Genomic DNA, 15,378 nt, shown 5'->3' with positions numbered 1-15,378 from the left:
CACACCAACGACCGCACCGGGCGTGCCGGCGCAGCTAAGTGCCACACGTTACGCCGATCTTCGCTGGCCGTCCGCGCAAGCGAGTGTCCCGTGTGTCCGGGCCCGCGCAAAGTCCCCGCAACACGTTCGGTGCCCGATGTTAAGAACCTCACTGTCCGACGTGATCCGCGACCCGCTGCCGGCCGGGGGCCGCGCCGCCAACCCGGCGTTCACCCGGAGGAGGCGAGGATTCACCCGGAGGTGGCGCGGTTCAGCCGGAGGCGCCGCCGGTGAAGTTCCAGGCGGCTAGGCGCAGCGCCGGGGCGTCCCACCAGGTGCCGACGACCCGGTCCGGCTGCCGGACCGGCCGGCTGCCGATCCCGAGCACCGCGCCCGGCCCGAGCGCCCGCGGGTACGACTCGGTGAAGCGGAAGTTTCGCACCGCCCGGACGGGCACGCCGCCCTCCACCAGCCAGACCCCGTTGCGGGTCAGCCCGGTGATCACCAGGCTCTTCGTGTCCAGCACCCGGGTGTACCAGAGGTCGCTGACCAGCAGGCCGCGCTCCATCCCGGCGACCAGGGCTGCGGAGTCGGCGTCGAGCACCGCCCCGACCGGCGTCCCCGCCCCGCCGGGCTCCGTCCCGGTGCCGCCGGCCGGGGCGCTGTCGTCCCCGCCCCGAGTGCCGATGGCCGGTGGCCCGCCCGTGCCGGCGAGCCGCAGGTTGCCGACCATCGGGCCGAAGGTGGCCGCCCCCCGGGCCGCATGGCCGGTGGACGCCGTGCCGGCCGCCGCGCCGCTGCGCCGGTCGTGCGCCACGGCGACCGTGGTACCCGCGTCGACCAGGGTCAGCGCCCGCCGGCCGGTGCCCTCGGCGTCGAACGGCAATCCGGAGCCGGCCAGTGGGTCGTCGACCAGCATCACCGCCGGGTCGAACTGGGCCGCGCCCGGCTCGACGAACGACTGCCGCTCGGTGTGCCGCTTGCCGTTGAAGCCCCACAGCGCGAAGTTGTGCAGCAGGTCGGCGACGGCGGCCGGCTCCAGCACCACCTCGTACCGGCCCGGCGGCAACTCGACCGGGTCCACGGCGGCGCGGGCCTTTGCGGCGGCCCGGGCCCCCAGCGCCGCCCCGTCGAGGTCGGCGAGCCGGTCGGCGCAGAGCCGGGCCACGCCATCCGCGCCGCCGGCCCGCGCGATGCCGTCCATCGCCGCCTCGGCGGCGCTCCCGTGCGCGCAGTGCCCGGCCGAGTTGGCGAACGCCGCCGCCCGGTAGGCGGTGCGGCAGTAGCCGGCGGCCTCCAGCCCGCCCACGGCGGCCACGAACGCGCGCACCCGCTCGGCCCGCTCGGCCGGCTCGGCGAAGGCGGTGGCCTCGTCCCAGTCCGGGGCGGTGGGCGCCGGTGTGGGCGGGGTGAGCCCCGGCCAGGCCGGGTCGGGCGGGCAGAGCCGGGCCGCCGCGAGGGTTCGCTCGACCAGTGCGGCCAGCCCGTCCGGGGTGACCACGCTGCCGCTGCCGGCGGCCGTACGGCCCCGCGCGTGCAGTCGTAGCCGCACCTCGACACCCGACTCGGCGACGTTCTGGTGGATGAAGGAGTTGGCGAACCGGGTCAGCGCCAGGTCGGACCGGGTGACCACCACCTCGGCCTCGGCCGCCGGCCCGGCCAGCCGGCGGACCAGCTCCACCACCCGGCCGGCGACGTCGAGTGCGTCCCGCTCCGCGTCGTGACTCATGCGCGGACCCCCACTCGGACGTTGCGGAACCGGGCCGGCGCGGACGGGTGGCCGGTGTGCCCGATCTGGCCGGGCTGGCCCTTGCCGCAGTTCGGCGTGCCCCAGGCGACGGTCTCGGAGGAGAGCATGTCCATCGAGCGCCAGAAGAGCGGGCCGATGCCGGTGTAGGTGGGGTTGCGCAGCATCCGCCCTAGCCGTCCCCGCTTCACCTCCCAGCCGACCTCGCAGCCGAACTGGAAGTTGAGCCGTTTGTCGTCGATGGACCAGGAGCGGTTGAGGTCCATCAGCACCCCGTCGTCGGTGGCCGCGACGATCTCGTCGAGGGTGTGCGGGCCGGGTTCCAGGCCGACGTTGGTCATCCGGACCATCGGCAGTCGGGCCCAGCCGTCGGCCCGTACGCTGCCGCCGTGGTCCAGGCCGGCGACGGCGGCCGAGTCGCGGCCGGCGAGCACTCCCACCCACCGGCCCTCGCGTACCGCGTCCCGCTGCACCGCCGGGGAGCCCTCGTCGTCGAAGCCGAAGCTGCCCAGCGCGCCGGGGATGGTCGGGTCGATGGTGACGTTCATCAGTTCGGAGCCGTAGCGCAGCGAGCCGAGCTGGGCCAGGTCCAGCCAGGAGGTGCCGGCGAAGGCGGCCTCCCAGCCGAGGATGCGGTCCAGCTCGATGGCGTGCCCGACCGACTCGTGGATCTGCAACGCGAGTTGCTCGCCGCCGAGGATCAGGTCGGTCTCGCCGGCCGGGCACTGCGGGGCGGTGAGCAGCGCCCGGCTCTCCTCGGCGATCCGGGCGGCGTGCGCGGCCAGGTCGAGGGAGGTGACCAGCTCCCAGCCGGTGGTGCCGTACTGGCCCCGGTAGCTCGGGTAGGACCGGCGCTGGGTTTCGCCGTCGCCGATCGAGGTGGCGGAGATGCCACCCCCGCACTCGCGGATGCGCTGGTCGATGCGGTGCCCCTCGCTGGAGACGAACCACTTCGTGGTGTCCCAGACCTGGTAGAGCCCCTCGGCCACGTCCGCGCCGTGGGCGGCCATCGTCGCGGTCGCGCCGACCAGCAGGTCGCCCTTGTCGGACAACGCCACCCCGAGCGGGTCCACCTCGCACTGCGAGGACCAGCTCGCGACGGTCGGTTCGGCCGGCACCAGGTCGATCGGCGGGCCGGGGACGCGCGCGCTCGCGGCGGCGATCCGCGCGGCCCGCCGGCCGGCGTCGCGGGCTGCGGCGTCGGAGAGGTCGGGTACGGCGTGGAAGCCCCAACTCGACCCGACCAGCGCCCGTACGCCCAGCCCGAGGCTCTCGTCCTGGGTCAGCTCCTCGATGTCACCGTTGCGGGCCGACATCGACTCGTATCGGCGGTGCATCACCCGGGCGTCGGCGTACCGGGCCCCCGCGTCCAGGGCGGCCTGCACGGCCGCGGACGCCGCGTCGAATCCGGTCATGGCCCGACCCTAGGGGACCGGACCGACATCCGTGGGGACGAGATCCTCCGGCCGGATCGTCGCCCGGACCGGCTCGGTCAGCTCCAGCGCCTCGCCTCGTTTGACCGCCGCGTGCTCCACGTAGTGGGCGTGCCGACGGTGGTACAGACGCAGCGCGCCGGTGTCCTGCTCGATCAGCAGGTACCAGTCGATCCCGGCGGCGGCGTAGTAGTGCATCTTGAGAACCTTGTCGGTGGCCGCGTTGCTCGGCGAGATGATCTCGCAGACCAGCCGGACCTCGTGCGCCTCCACGTTGGGATCGTCGAGGTCGACCGGGTTCGTGACGACGAGATCGGGAATGGGGACGCGTCCGGGCCTGAGCCGGACGTTCACCGCCTCCAGCAGTTCCAGCCCGACGGCCTCGGCGGCCGGTTCGAGGATGTTGCCCAGCTTGCGCGAGATCCGCTGGTGCCGGGGGGTGGGGGCTGGGGTCACGTGAAGGCTCCCGTCGAACAGTTCGACCCGTTGGGACGTCTCGCCGAGGGCGAGGTACTCCTCCTCGGTCCACGGGCCGTCGTGGTCGAACATTGCCGCGGTCATGGTCACCTCCACCTCGATCCGGCGCGGATCGTCTCCCGGTTGCCGCCACCATGGTCGCACCCGAGGTGCGGCAGGGGGTGTGCGTCGCGTCGATGTCCAGGTGAGGGGTGTCGGAGGTAGATGCCGAGTCGTTACGCTGACCCCTCCTGACAGCTCCGGATTTGTAGCTTATTTTCAGCCTCAGTGATCTGTTGTAGGTTCTCTTCGTCACTGAGGGAGGCGCTCGTGGACAACCCAGCATCGGCGCCGTCCGGGCGACCGGGCGACAGCCCCGGCGTGCCGGAGCAGCGCGGCGACGGCCCGTACCTGAGGGTGAGCGATCTGCGGGTTAGCTTCGACACCACCGACGGGACGGTCCGCGCGGTGGACGGCGTCTCCTTCGCCGTCGAGCGCGGGCGCACCCTCGGCATCGTCGGCGAGTCCGGCTCCGGCAAGAGCGTCACCTCGCTGGCGATCCTCGGGCTGCACGACCCGAAGCGGGCCACCATCACCGGCGGGATCTCCGTCGGCGGTCGACAGCTCGTCGGCCTGCCGGAGGAGGACGTACGCCGGCTGCGTGGCCGGGACATGGCGATGATCTTCCAGGACCCGCTCTCCGCGTTGCACCCGTACTACACGGTGGGCAAGCAGATCGCCGAGGCGTTCCGGGTGCACCACCCGGAGGCCGGCAGGCGGGAGGCCCGGCGGCGGGCCGTGGACATGCTCGGCCGGGTCGGCATTCCGCAGCCGGCGAAGCGGTACGACCAGTACCCGCACGAGTTCTCCGGCGGCATGCGGCAGCGGGCGATGATCGCCATGGCGCTGATCAACGACCCGGACCTGCTGATCGCCGACGAGCCGACCACCGCCCTGGACGTCACCGTGCAGGCGCAGATCCTCGACCTGCTGGCCGACCTCCAGGCCGAGTTCCACTCCGCGATCATCCTGATCACCCACGATCTCGGCGTGGTCAGCCAGGTCGCCGACGAGGTGCTGGTGATGTACGGCGGCCGGGCCGTCGAGCACGGCGAGGTCGAGCAGGTGCTCCGGAGCCCGCAGCACCCGTACACCTGGGGTCTGCTCTCCAGCGTGCCCTCGCTGCACGGCGACGCGGACGTGGACCTGGTCCCCATCCCGGGCAACCCGCCCAGCCTGATCAACCTTCCGTCGGGCTGCGCCTTCCACCCTCGCTGCCGGTACGCCGACCGCAACGGAGACCGCTCCCGCACCGAGGTCCCGGCGCTGCGCCCGGCTGGCGAGGCGGGCCACCTGGTGGCCTGCCACCTGCCCGCCGAGGAGCGCGCCCGGCTGTACCGCGAGGACGTAGCCCAGGTGGGGGTGGCCCGATGACGGACCCGACGAGTGACACCGAGCCGCTGCTGCGGGTGAGTGGGCTGACCAAGCACTTTCCGGTGCGCGACGGATTCCGCTCCACCGGCCTGGTGCGGGCCGTCGACGGCCTGGACTTCGAGGTGCGCCCCGGCGAGACGCTGGGCCTGGTGGGGGAGTCCGGCTGCGGCAAGACCACCACCGGCCGGATGCTGGTGCGGCTGCTGGAGCCGACCGCCGGGAAGATCGAGTTCGCCGGGCGGGACATCACCCACGCCGGGCGGCGCGAGCTGCGCCCGCTGCGGCAGGACCTCCAGATCATCTTCCAGGACCCGTACGCCTCGCTGAACCCCCGGCACACGGTGGGCCGGATCGTGGCGATGCCGTTGCAGGTCAACGGGATCGACCCGCCCGGCGGGGTGCGCAAGCGGGTGCAGGAGCTGCTGGAGCTGGTGGGGCTCAACCCCGAGCACTACAACCGCTACCCGCACGAGTTCTCCGGCGGCCAGCGGCAGCGCATCGGCATCGCCCGGGCGCTGGCCCTGCGGCCGAAGCTGATCGTCGCCGACGAGCCGGTCTCCGCCCTGGACGTCTCGATCCAGGCGCAGGTGGTGAACCTGCTCCGCGACCTGCAACGCGACCTCGGGCTGGCGTTCGTCTTCATCGCTCACGACCTGGCCGTGGTGCGGCACTTCTGCCAGCGGGTCGCCGTGATGTACCTGGGCCGGATCGTGGAGATCGGCGACCGGGTGGACATCTACGAGCGCCCGCAGCACCCGTACACCCGGGCCCTGCTGTCGGCGATCCCGGACGTGACGACGCTCGGGCCGGGCGGCCGGATCCGGCTGACCGGCGACGTGCCGAGCCCGCTGAACCCCCCGTCGGGCTGCCGGTTCCGCACCCGCTGTTGGAAGGCGCAGGACATCTGTGCCACCGAGGAGCCCGCCCTGGTGCCCCGGGACGGCGGTGCCCAGTCGACGGCCTGCCACTTCCCGGAGTCCGAGCGGGCCGGCGTGAGCGGTGCGGAGGTGACGAGGTGAGCCTGTCCCCGGTCGAGGGCGTGGCGCTGGCGGAGATCGAGTCCACCGGCGACGGCGACGGCGACGCGCCGAAGGAGAAGGGCTTCGTCGGCCGCTCGCCCGGCCAACTCGCCTGGTTCCGGCTGCGACGGGATCGCACGGCCATGATCAGCGCCGCAATGCTGATCTTCTTCGTGCTGGTCGCGCTCGCCGTGCCGCTGATCCAGATGGTGTACGGGGTGGGCCCGCGCGAGCAGTTCCAGGGCCGGCTCGACGGCTTCGGCATGCCGCTGGGCTACGCCGGGGGCATCACCGGCGAGCACTGGTTCGGGCTGGAACCGGGCCTGGGCCGGGACATCTTCATCCGGATGGTGCACGGCCTGCGGACGTCGCTGTTCATCGCGTTCGCCGCCGCCGTGATCACCGCCGCGATCGGTATTCTGCTGGGCACCCTCGCCGGGTACCTGGGCGGCTGGCTCGACGCGGTGATCAACTGGATCACCGACCTGACCCTGGCCATGCCGTTCCTGATCGTCGCGCTGGCGCTGACCCCGACCATCGCGCTGCGCTTCTACGGCCAGCGCGAGGCGGTGCCGCCCACCTTCCAGATCGGCGTGCTGATCGCCATCTTCGCCCTGTTCGGCTGGACCAGCACCGCCCGGCTGGTCCGGGGGCAGGTCATCGCGCTGCGCGAGCGGGAGTTCGTGGAGGCGGCCCGGGCCAGCGGCGCCGGGCTGGGACACATGCTCTTCCGTCAACTCCTGCCGAACATCTGGGCGCCGATCCTGGTGTCGTTCTCCCTCGCCGTGCCGTCGTACATCACCAGCGAGGCGGCGCTGTCGTTCATCGGCGTCGGCCTCACCGACGAGACGCCGAGCTTCGGCCGGATGATCTACCGCAGCCTGGACTACCTCCAGACCGATGCGGCGTACGTCTTCTTCCCCGGCATCACGATCTTCGCGCTGGTGTTCGCCTTCAACCTCTTCGGGGACGCGCTGCGCGACGCGCTCGACCCGAAGTCGTCCCGGTAGGGGTAAACCATGGCGCGGTTCCTGGTCAAGCGGCTGCTTTCGGCCGCGCTCACCCTCTTCGCGGTGAGCGTGCTCAGCTTCCTGATGTTCTTCGCCCTGCCCCGGGACCCGGTCACCGGCATGTGCCCGAAGAACTGCAACCCGGAGCGCCTGGAGCGGGTCCGGCAGGAGTTGGGCCTGCGCGACCCGCTGATCAGCCAGTATGCCGGCTACATGAAGGGCATCGTCACCGGTCGGGACCTGGGCAGCGCCCAGGGCGGCCGATGCGACGCACCCTGCCTGGGCTGGTCGTACGTGACGAATGAGGCGGTCAGCGACACCATCGCCCGGGTGCTGCCGGTGACCCTGAGCATCGTGATCCCGGCGGCGATCCTCTGGCTGCTGCTCGGCGTCGGCCTCGGCATGCTCTCCGCGCTGCGCCGGGGCACCTGGCTGGACCGGGCGGCCATCGGCTTCTCGCTGACCGGCGCGTCGTTTCAGCTCTACTTCGTCGGCGCGTTGCTGCTGCTGGTCTTCGTCTACAACCTGCGGTGGCTGCCGGTGCCGAGCTACACATCGCTGTTCGACAATCCGGCGAAGTGGGCCAGCGGTCTGGTGCTCGCCTGGGTCGCGCTGGCCTTCCTCTACTCCGCCATCTACGCGCGGCTCTCCCGGGCGCAGATGCTGGAGACGCTCTCGGAGGACTACGTCCGCACCGCGCGGGCCAAGGGCCTGACCAAACCCAAGGTGTACGGGCGGCACGCGCTGCGCGCGGCGATCACTCCGGTGGTGACCATCGCCGGGCTGGACGTCGGCGGGGCGCTCGGCGGGACCGTGATCACCGAGACCACCTTCGGTATCCAGGGGTTGGGGCGTACCGCGGTGGACGCGGTCCGCGCCGGGGACCTGCCCACCATCATGGCGACCGTGCTCATCGCCGCGGTCTTCGTGGTGCTGGCCAACGTCCTGGTGGACCTGCTCTACGCCGTGATCGACCCCCGGGTGCGGCTGCGCTGACCCGCCGACCGGCGGCTTCCCCGACCGGCGACGGAAGTTATCGAAAACCGTTACACAATTCGAAGTTTTTCTTCTTTACGATCCTCGGGACGTCGGCGTTTCCGCCCGACGGCACCGGGTGGAGGAGGTAGCAGATGAGACCACGCGCAGCGGTCGCCGCAGGCGGCGCCATCGCACTGGTGGTGACGTTGGGGGCGTGCTCGGAGAACACGGGCGAGGGCACCACGGTGGACACCACCCGGCAGCAGACCGGGGTCATCGCCACCGACCCGAAGGACTCGCAGGGCCCGGCGGCCGAGGTGAGCGGGGCGCAGAAGGGCGGCACCTTCACCATCATCCGGGAGACCCCGATCTCCCACCTGGACCCGCAGCGGACGTACTCGTTCGCGGGCCTGATGACCAACCCGCTCTTCGCCCGCTACCTGACCACCTGGAAGGACGACGGCAAGGGCGGCCTGGTCCTCGTCGGCGACCTGGCCGAGACCCCGGGCACCAACGTCAACTCCGACTGCAAGGTCTGGGAATTCAAGATCAAGGACGGGGTGAAGTTCGAGGACGGCAGCCCGATCACCTCCAAGGAGATCGCGTACGGCATCGCCCGGTCCTTCGACCCGGATCTTGCCGGCGGCCCGACCTACATCCAGGAGTGGCTGGCCGACACCCCACAGTTCGACACCAAGTGGGACTTCAAGAAGAACAAGACCTCGCTGCCGCCGGGGCTGACCGCCCCGGACCCGAAGACCCTGCGCTTCGAGTTCGCCAAGGCCCGCTGCGACCTGCCGTTCGCGGTGTCGCTGCCGACCAGCGCGCCGCTGAAGGCCGACAAGGACACCGGGGTCAACCTGGACCAGCGGCCGTTCTCCTCCGGCCCGTACAAGATCGCCAAGAACCAGGCCGGCGTGCAGATCACCCTGGACCGTAACCCCCACTGGGACGCCAACACCGACCCGGTGCGCCACCAGTACCCGGACCAGTTCGTCTGGAGCTTCGGCGCGACCGCCGACGCCGCGAACAACCGGGTGATCGCCGACAACGGCGCCGACCAGAGCGCGGTGGCCTTCAACTACGTGCCGTCCTCGCTGGTCGCCCGGGTGGCCCAGGACGCGGCGCTGAAGTCGCGGACGATCCTCTCCCCGACGCCGAGCACCAACCAGCTCGTGATCAACAACCAGCGGGTGACGGACCTCAAGATCCGCCAGGCGCTGAACTACGCCATCGACCGGGAGGGCCTGATCAAGGCGGTCGGCGGGCAGACCGTGGCCCAGCCGATGACCACGCTGATGCCGTCGTCCACCATCGGCTACGCGGCGTACGACGCGTACCCGGCCGGGGCCAACGGCAACGTCGAGAAGGCCAAGGAGCTGCTCGGCGGCCAGACCCCGGAGCTGGTCCTCGGCGTGGCCGACAACACCGGCGAGCAGAAGGTCGCGATCCAGCTCAAGGGCAACCTGGAGCGGGCCGGCTTCAAGATCACCGTTCGGAACATCCCGGACGACGCGAAGCTCGACGAGGTCAAGAAGAAGAACAACCCCTGGGACCTGTACATCGGTAACTGGGCGGCGGACTGGCCCAGCGGCGCGTCCATCCTGCCGGTGCTCTACGACGGCCGCACGATCAAGGCCGAGGGCAACAGCAACAGCGCGTTCTTCAACGACCCGGCAATCAACGCCGAGTTCGACCGGATCCTCGCCCTGGAGCCGGCCGCGCAGGGGCCGGAGTGGGCCAAGCTCGACCAGCGGATCATGAAGGAGCACGCCCCGGTGGTGCCGCTCTTCGTCGACGTGGCCTACCTGGTGCACGGCTCGAAGGCCGGCGGGATCTTCATCTCCAGTGTCTTCGGCTACCCGGCCTTCACCAACGCGTACGTCAAGCAGTGACCCTCGGCTGACCGCCGACGGCCGGGCCCCAGCCCGCCGGTAGCGAAAAGAAGGGCCCCTTCTCAACGCCTCGTTGAGAAGGGGCCCTTCTCTGTCGCAGGCGTTAACAGGGCGCCCTTCCTGCTACCCGAGGTGGGTGCGGAGGAAGTCCAGCTCCAGGCGGAGCAGACGCTCCGAGAGGCCGCCCGCCGCCATGTGGGTGGCCCCGGTCAGCGGCAGCACCGAGTGCGGCCGGCCCGCCCCCAGCAGCGCCGCCGACAGCCGCAGCGTGTGCGCGGCCACCACGTTGTCGTCGACCAGGCCGTGCAGCAGCAGCAGCGGCCGGGCCGGCTCACCGGTCACGGGTGGCTCGGCGGCCAGCTCCAGCAGCGAGTGGTGGGCGTACACGTCGGCCCCGTCCTCCGGCGGCCCCAGGTAGCGCTCGGTGTACGCGGTGTCGTACAACGCCCAGTCGGTGACCGGGGCGCCGGCGATCCCGCACCGGAACAGCTCCGGGTGCCGCAGCACCGCCAGCCCGGCCAGCCAACCGCCGAACGACCAGCCCCGGATGCCCACCCGCCCCAGGTCCAGGTCCGGGTGCTTGCCGGCCAGCGCGGTCAGCGCGTCGATCTGGTCGGTCAGCACCACGTCGGCGACCCGCCGGTGCACCGCCTTCTCGAACGACGGGGCCACCCCGGGGGTGCCGCGGTTGTCGATCGTCACCACCGCGAAGCCTGAGTTGGCCCACCACTGCCGCTCCAGCCAGGCCGCCCGGTCGGCCCGCACCTCCTGGTGCCCCGGGCCGCCGTAGACGTCCAGCAGTACCGGCAGCCGGGTGCCCTTGACGTGATGGGTGGGATAGACGACGCCGCTGGGCAGCCGCCGGTCGGTCACCCGGACCAGCATCGGCCGGGGCGCGTACGGCGGGGTCGCGGCCAGCGAGCGAAGCTGCGCCACCTCCCGGTCTCCGCGCCACACCGACCAGGTGGTTCCCGGCTGCTCCAGCGAGGCGGTGCCGACCACCAGCGTGTCCCCGCCCACCGCAGCGGTGTGCCAGCCGGGGGTGCCGCTCATCCGGCGGGCGTCCACCCCGCCGCCGATCAGCGTCCGGACCCGGTACAGGTGTCGCTGACTCGGCTCACCCTCGCTCGCCTCCACCAGCAGCTCGGACGGGCCGTTGCCGATGATCAACCGGCCCACCACCCGGCGCACGTAGAGCGAGGGCGGGGTGAGCAGGCTGCCGTCGGCGAAGAGGCAGCGGGCGTCGTACCCGTCGTGGGCCAACTCGCCGCCGACCAGCACCCGGCCGTCCGGCAGGTGCGCCGGGGTGCCGGGGATCGGCTCCACCCAGCGCGGGTCGGCCAACTCGGCGTGCACCTGGGTCTCCCCGGTGCGCGGGTCGACCGCGAGCACCAGGCCGTGCTGCTGGGAGCGGCGCAGCACGGTGATCAGCGGGTTGCCGTCGGCCCAGTCGACCGAGGTGAGGTACGGGTAGGTCTCCCGGTCCCAGTGCACGTCCACCCAGCCGCCGTCGAGGTCGAGCAGGTGCAGGCTGACCTCGGCGTTCGGGCCGCCGGACTGCGGGTAGGCGACGGTGGTCGGCGGGCTCGCCGGGTCCGCCGGGTCGTGCAGGTGCCAGCGGGGCAGTCGGGAGGAGTCGACCCGGGCGGCCAGCACGCAGCGCCCGTCCGGCGCCCACCAGTAGCCCCGGAACCGGCCGAACTCCTCGGCCGCCACATGCTCGGCCAGCCCCCAGGTCACCTCGCCGTCCTCGCCGGCCAGCAGGGTGTCGGTGCCGTCGGCGGCCACCACCCGCAGCTCGCCCCGGCGCACCCCGGCGGCGGCGTCGGTGACGTATGCCAGCCGCTCGCCGGTCGGGTCCGGTCGGGGGTCGATCACCGGGCCGACGGCGGACACCTCGACCACGTCGGAGTGCACCAGGTCGGCCCGGAACAGCCGGCCGGCCAGCGCGAAGATCGCCACCCGGCCGGCGGCATCCAGGGCGTACGAGCCGATGCCGGCGGAGCTGAGTCGCCGCCGCTCGCGCAGCGCCCGCTCCCCCGGGGAGAGGGCCGCCGGGTCGACGCCGGAGCCGAGCAGCGTCGCCGGGTCGGCCAGCAGCCGCTCCTCGCCGGTGACCGTGTCGAGCAGCCAGAGCGCGTCGGCGGGGTCCTCCGGACCGGCCGAGCGCAAAAAGATCACCCTGGCGCCGTCGTCGGCCACCGAGACAGCGCGCGGCGCCCCGTGACTGAACCGGCGGGTACGGGCGGCCAGCTCCGGAAAGTCCACACGTCGGATCGTAGAGCCGGGCCGGGGGCGATGTGGCCGACCTGCCCGGACGCGTTGGGAACGGCGGGCGTTCTCTGCCGGTTAGAGTGACCGTCGTGACGACGCTGCCCGACCGCCGCCTGCTGCTGGTCCACGCCCACCCCGACGACGAGACAATCGGCACCGGCTCGACGATGGCCCACTACGCGGCCACCGGCGCCCACGTCACGCTGGTGACCTGCACCCTCGGCGAGGAGGGTGAGATCCACGTGCCGGAGCTGGCCCAGCTCTCCGCCGCGGAGGCCGACCAGCTCGGCGGGTACCGCATCGGCGAGTTGTCCGCCGCCTGCGCCGCGCTCGGCGTCACCGACCACCGCTTCCTCGGCGGCGCGGGCCGGTACCGGGACTCCGGGATGATGGGCCTGGCCACCAACGAGCAGCCCCGGGCGTTCTGGCAGGCCGACCTCGACGTCGCCGCCGGGCACCTGGTGGAGATCATGCGGGAGGTACGCCCGCAGGTGCTGATCACATACGACCCGAACGGCTTCTACGGGCATCCCGACCACATCCAGGCGCACCGGGTGGCGATGCGGGCGCACGAGCTGGCCGCCGCCGAGGGGATCGCCCCGGCCAAGGTCTACTGGACGGCCATGCCGCGCAGCGTGCTGGAGGCCGGCCTGGACCACTTCACCGAGGCGTCGGACAACCCCTTCGACGGCATCGACAGCATCGAGGACCTGCCCTTCGGCACCCCCGACCCGGAGATCGCCGCCCGGATCGACGCCACCGAGCGGCACGCCGCCAAGGAGGCGGCGATGCGGGCGCACGCCACCCAGATCCCGGCCACCTCCTGGCTCTACTCGATCGCCGGCAACTTCGGCGCCGAGTTCATGGGGGTGGAGTACTTCACCCTGGCGGTGGGGGAGAAGGGGCCGGGCGGCGGCCCGTACGGCTGGGAGGCCGACCTCTTCGCCGGGCTCGGCCTCGACGACGGATCCGGTCGAGCCCCGGTCACGGCGTCCGGCGTCCGGTGACCCTGCCCGCCGCGCCGATGTCGATCGCCCCGCCGCAGGCCCCCGCCCCGCCCCCGCCGGGCCGGTCGTGGCGGCTGCTCGACCTCGCCCTACGGGTCGCCGGTGGCGCGGTGGCGGTGGTCGGCGCGGTGGCGACCGGCCTGCTGGAGCTGATCCTGTCGACCGCCCGGGTCGACGGGCGGCTGATCGGGGTGTCGGTGCTGGTGGCCGTGGTCGCCAACATCGCGCTCGCCTGGTTCGCGTACGCGACCGTCGGGCGCCGGTGGGCGGTGGTCCTGCCGGGGGCACCGTGGTTCGTGCTGATGGGGGCGGCGGCCGTCCGGACCAGCGAGGGCGACCTGCTGCTCGCCGGGGACAACTGGGTCGGGCTGGCGATGATCGTCGCCGGGGCGATGACCTTCGCCGTGATGGGGTTCCGGCAGATCCTGGCTCCGCCGCCGGCCCGCCGGGACGGATGATGACGGCACCCGGCCCGCGGTGGTAGAAATTCCTGCCAGGGGGTCCGCCGTCGAGGTGGGCGGTGCGGCGGGAGACGTGCGATGAAGGATCGGTGGCGGACACTCGGGGTGCTCGCGGCGGCACTGTTCGCGGTCAACGTGGCCGCCCGGGTGGTGGTCAGGCTCGGCTTCGACGGGAACGACACGGCCGCCGATAGGGTCTCCTTGGCGATGTTCCTGGTGATCGGGGCGATCCTCGCCGGGCTGGTGTTCCGCTGGGGACAGGACCGCCCGGTGGCCCGCTGGGGCGCCGACGTGGCCGCCGCGGTGGGGGTCGCGCTGTTGCTGACCGTCCTGGTCGGGCCGCTGCTGGTCGGGCAGAACCCGTTCGGCGGCGGCGTGGATACCTTCCTCGCCCAGGCCGGGCTCTACCTCGTGGCCACGGCCGCCGGTGTCCTCGTCGGCTACCTGACCCTCACCGCGCTGGGCCGGGACCACCGCTCCCGGCTGCTGAAGCGCTACGCGGAGATCAAGAGGGCGAAGCCGCGCCGCCCGATCCGCCGCTGACCGCCCCGATCAGAGGAGACGGCCCGGCCCGGGGCCGACTCCCGCCGCGCCCGCTCACGGGGCTACCCGGGTGAGGTACGTGTGGTGGGTGGTGAAGCCCAGGGCGCGGTAGAGAACCACCGCCGGGGTGTTGCGCTGCTCCACCTGGAGGAAGGCGTCGGTGGCGCCCAGGGCTGCGCCCCAGTCGGCCAGGGCGCACACGACCCGGGTGGCCAGACCCTGCCGGCGGGCGTGCGGCAGCACCTCGACCAGGGTCACCCCGAGCCAGCGCCCCTGCCCGGTGACCGTGCCCCGGCCGATGGCGATCAGTTCGCCGTCGGCGTACACCTGGGCGAAGCGGATCCGGTCCACGGCGGTCAGCACGTGCCGGGCGGCGTCCGGCAGGCTGCCCTTGCGCCCGGCGGCGATCGCGAGCCAGTTGTCCGACGGCGCGGCGACCAGCTCGACCGGAGGCGGTTCGGCGGCCCCGCGCGTTGGCTCACCACCTGCGGCCGGTGGCTCGGCGCCGGCGGGCGGCCGGTCGTCGTGGTCTCGCGACGGGTCGGTCAGCACGCGCGGCGTGCCGGTGCGGCCCGGCGGCGTGCCGGCCCGGGCCGCCCGCAGCGTGGCCAGCGGCACGGTCTGCACCAGCGTCGGCGGGCGGGTGCCCCAGCCCCGCGCGTCCAGCTCGATGCCGACCGGCGTGGCGAGCGGCAACGGTGTGTTGACCAGGGCAGGCTGTCCGTGGTCGGCGTACCAGCGCTCGACGGCGTCCAGCGCGGCCGGCAGCGGCCGGTCCGGGTCGCCGACCGGCAGCGCCGAGTTCGCCCGGCCGGTCCACCCCTCGGCGCTGCGCAGCAACCAGCCGCCGAGCCGGCTCCTGGTCGGCGCCGGCCAGGCCTCGTCAGCGGCCAGCTCCAGCGCCACGACCGCGGCGGCTGTCGGCCGGCGTGCCGGCGGCACCCGCTTGGCCCGGTGCACCTCGCCCACCGCGACCTGGAGCCGGCCCTGCGCGGTGGAGAGAGTGAGATGTGTCTCTGTCAGCTCCACCAGTTCGCCGAGGGCGTCCGAGAAGAGTGGTCGGCCTTCGCGAATCCCCACAATCCGGCGGACCACGATCCGGTGTCCCACATCCTGCTGTCGGAGCACGATCGACCTCCTCC

The 15,378-nt window shown here is 72.8% G+C and carries 13 protein-coding genes; 8 read left to right on the top strand and 5 right to left on the bottom strand.

From position 1 onward, the window contains the following. Nucleotides 1-250 precede the first annotated feature (250 nt). Genes SNR22_RS10870 through SNR22_RS10860 form a run of 3 tightly spaced genes read right to left on the bottom strand, consistent with a single transcriptional unit; the run spans nucleotide 251 to nucleotide 3,720 of the window. Nucleotides 251-1,708: a TldD/PmbA family protein gene (locus SNR22_RS10870; RefSeq protein WP_320066393.1), complete on the bottom strand. Its 1,458-nt coding sequence runs from the start codon at nucleotides 1,706-1,708 to the stop codon at nucleotides 251-253. After that, nucleotides 1,705-3,141 (bottom strand): TldD/PmbA family protein, encoded by a 1,437-nt coding sequence (locus SNR22_RS10865; RefSeq protein ID WP_320066392.1) that lies wholly within the window; start codon nucleotides 3,139-3,141, stop codon nucleotides 1,705-1,707. Before SNR22_RS10865 ends, SNR22_RS10870 begins: the two co-directional genes overlap by 4 nt. A gap of 9 nt (nucleotides 3,142-3,150) precedes the next feature. Continuing rightward, nucleotides 3,151-3,720 (bottom strand): Uma2 family endonuclease, encoded by a 570-nt coding sequence (locus tag SNR22_RS10860; RefSeq protein WP_320066391.1) that lies wholly within the window; start codon nucleotides 3,718-3,720, stop codon nucleotides 3,151-3,153. A 276-nt stretch (nucleotides 3,721-3,996) separates the two neighbouring features. Here SNR22_RS10860 and SNR22_RS10855 point away from each other — a divergent pair, with 276 nt between their 5' ends. The 5 genes from SNR22_RS10855 (at nucleotide 3,997) to SNR22_RS10835 (ending at nucleotide 9,951) form a co-directional block, all read left to right on the top strand. After that, a complete protein-coding gene (locus SNR22_RS10855; protein WP_320066594.1) occupies nucleotides 3,997-5,049 on the top strand; it encodes an ABC transporter ATP-binding protein in 1,053 nt (350 codons plus the stop codon). Continuing rightward, a complete protein-coding gene (locus tag SNR22_RS10850; protein WP_320066390.1) occupies nucleotides 5,046-6,068 on the top strand; it encodes a dipeptide ABC transporter ATP-binding protein in 1,023 nt (340 codons plus the stop codon). The genes SNR22_RS10855 and SNR22_RS10850 overlap by 4 nt, the downstream gene beginning before the upstream one ends. Then, nucleotides 6,065-7,078: an ABC transporter permease gene (locus SNR22_RS10845; protein WP_320066389.1), complete on the top strand. Its 1,014-nt coding sequence runs from the start codon at nucleotides 6,065-6,067 to the stop codon at nucleotides 7,076-7,078. The genes SNR22_RS10850 and SNR22_RS10845 overlap by 4 nt, the downstream gene beginning before the upstream one ends. A gap of 9 nt (nucleotides 7,079-7,087) precedes the next feature. Then, complete coding sequence (locus SNR22_RS10840; RefSeq protein ID WP_320066388.1) at nucleotides 7,088-8,074, top strand: ABC transporter permease; 987 nt, start codon at nucleotides 7,088-7,090, stop codon at nucleotides 8,072-8,074. A gap of 134 nt (nucleotides 8,075-8,208) precedes the next feature. After that, nucleotides 8,209-9,951, top strand: a complete 1,743-nt coding sequence (locus SNR22_RS10835) for an ABC transporter substrate-binding protein (protein ID WP_320066387.1) — start codon at nucleotides 8,209-8,211, stop codon at nucleotides 9,949-9,951. 123 nt (nucleotides 9,952-10,074) lie between these two features. Here SNR22_RS10835 and SNR22_RS10830 read toward each other — a convergent pair whose 3' ends face one another. Continuing rightward, nucleotides 10,075-12,219 carry a S9 family peptidase gene (locus tag SNR22_RS10830; RefSeq protein WP_320066386.1) on the bottom strand — a complete coding sequence of 715 codons (2,145 nt, stop codon included), beginning with the start codon at nucleotides 12,217-12,219 and terminating at the stop codon, nucleotides 10,075-10,077. Nucleotides 12,220-12,305: 86 nt separating this feature from the next. Here SNR22_RS10830 and mshB point away from each other — a divergent pair, with 86 nt between their 5' ends. The 3 genes from mshB (at nucleotide 12,306) to SNR22_RS10815 (ending at nucleotide 14,236) form a co-directional block, all read left to right on the top strand. Next, nucleotides 12,306-13,232 (top strand): N-acetyl-1-D-myo-inositol-2-amino-2-deoxy-alpha-D-glucopyranoside deacetylase, encoded by a 927-nt coding sequence (gene mshB, locus SNR22_RS10825; RefSeq protein ID WP_320066385.1) that lies wholly within the window; start codon nucleotides 12,306-12,308, stop codon nucleotides 13,230-13,232. Nucleotides 13,233-13,249: 17 nt separating this feature from the next. Beyond that, entirely contained in the window at nucleotides 13,250-13,690 is a 441-nt protein-coding gene (locus tag SNR22_RS10820) for a hypothetical protein (RefSeq protein WP_320066593.1), read from the top strand. 81 nt (nucleotides 13,691-13,771) lie between these two features. After that, a complete protein-coding gene (locus SNR22_RS10815; RefSeq protein ID WP_320066384.1) occupies nucleotides 13,772-14,236 on the top strand; it encodes a hypothetical protein in 465 nt (154 codons plus the stop codon). 54 nt (nucleotides 14,237-14,290) lie between these two features. Here SNR22_RS10815 and SNR22_RS10810 read toward each other — a convergent pair whose 3' ends face one another. Further along, nucleotides 14,291-15,364, bottom strand: coding sequence for a GNAT family N-acetyltransferase (locus SNR22_RS10810; RefSeq protein WP_320066383.1), 1,074 nt, complete (start codon nucleotides 15,362-15,364; stop codon nucleotides 14,291-14,293). Nucleotides 15,365-15,378: the final 14 nt, after the last annotated feature.

The organism is Micromonospora sp. RTGN7 (assembly GCF_033804645.1).
GTDB lineage: Bacteria > Actinomycetota > Actinomycetes > Mycobacteriales > Micromonosporaceae > Micromonospora.
This window is presented reverse-complemented; position numbering and strand designations above follow the sequence as displayed.

Coding starts and splice junctions, on each gene's coding strand:
- SNR22_RS10870 (WP_320066393.1), bottom strand. CDS start 1,708: ATGAGTCACGACGCGGAGCGGGACGCACTCGACGTCGCCGGCCGGGTG.
- SNR22_RS10865 (WP_320066392.1), bottom strand. CDS start 3,141: ATGACCGGATTCGACGCGGCGTCCGCGGCCGTGCAGGCCGCCCTGGAC.
- SNR22_RS10860 (WP_320066391.1), bottom strand. CDS start 3,720: ATGACCGCGGCAATGTTCGACCACGACGGCCCGTGGACCGAGGAGGAG.
- SNR22_RS10850 (WP_320066390.1), top strand. CDS start 5,046: ATGACGGACCCGACGAGTGACACCGAGCCGCTGCTGCGGGTGAGTGGG.
- SNR22_RS10840 (WP_320066388.1), top strand. CDS start 7,088: ATGGCGCGGTTCCTGGTCAAGCGGCTGCTTTCGGCCGCGCTCACCCTC.
- SNR22_RS10835 (WP_320066387.1), top strand. CDS start 8,209: ATGAGACCACGCGCAGCGGTCGCCGCAGGCGGCGCCATCGCACTGGTG.
- SNR22_RS10820 (WP_320066593.1), top strand. CDS start 13,250: ATGTCGATCGCCCCGCCGCAGGCCCCCGCCCCGCCCCCGCCGGGCCGG.
- SNR22_RS10815 (WP_320066384.1), top strand. CDS start 13,772: ATGAAGGATCGGTGGCGGACACTCGGGGTGCTCGCGGCGGCACTGTTC.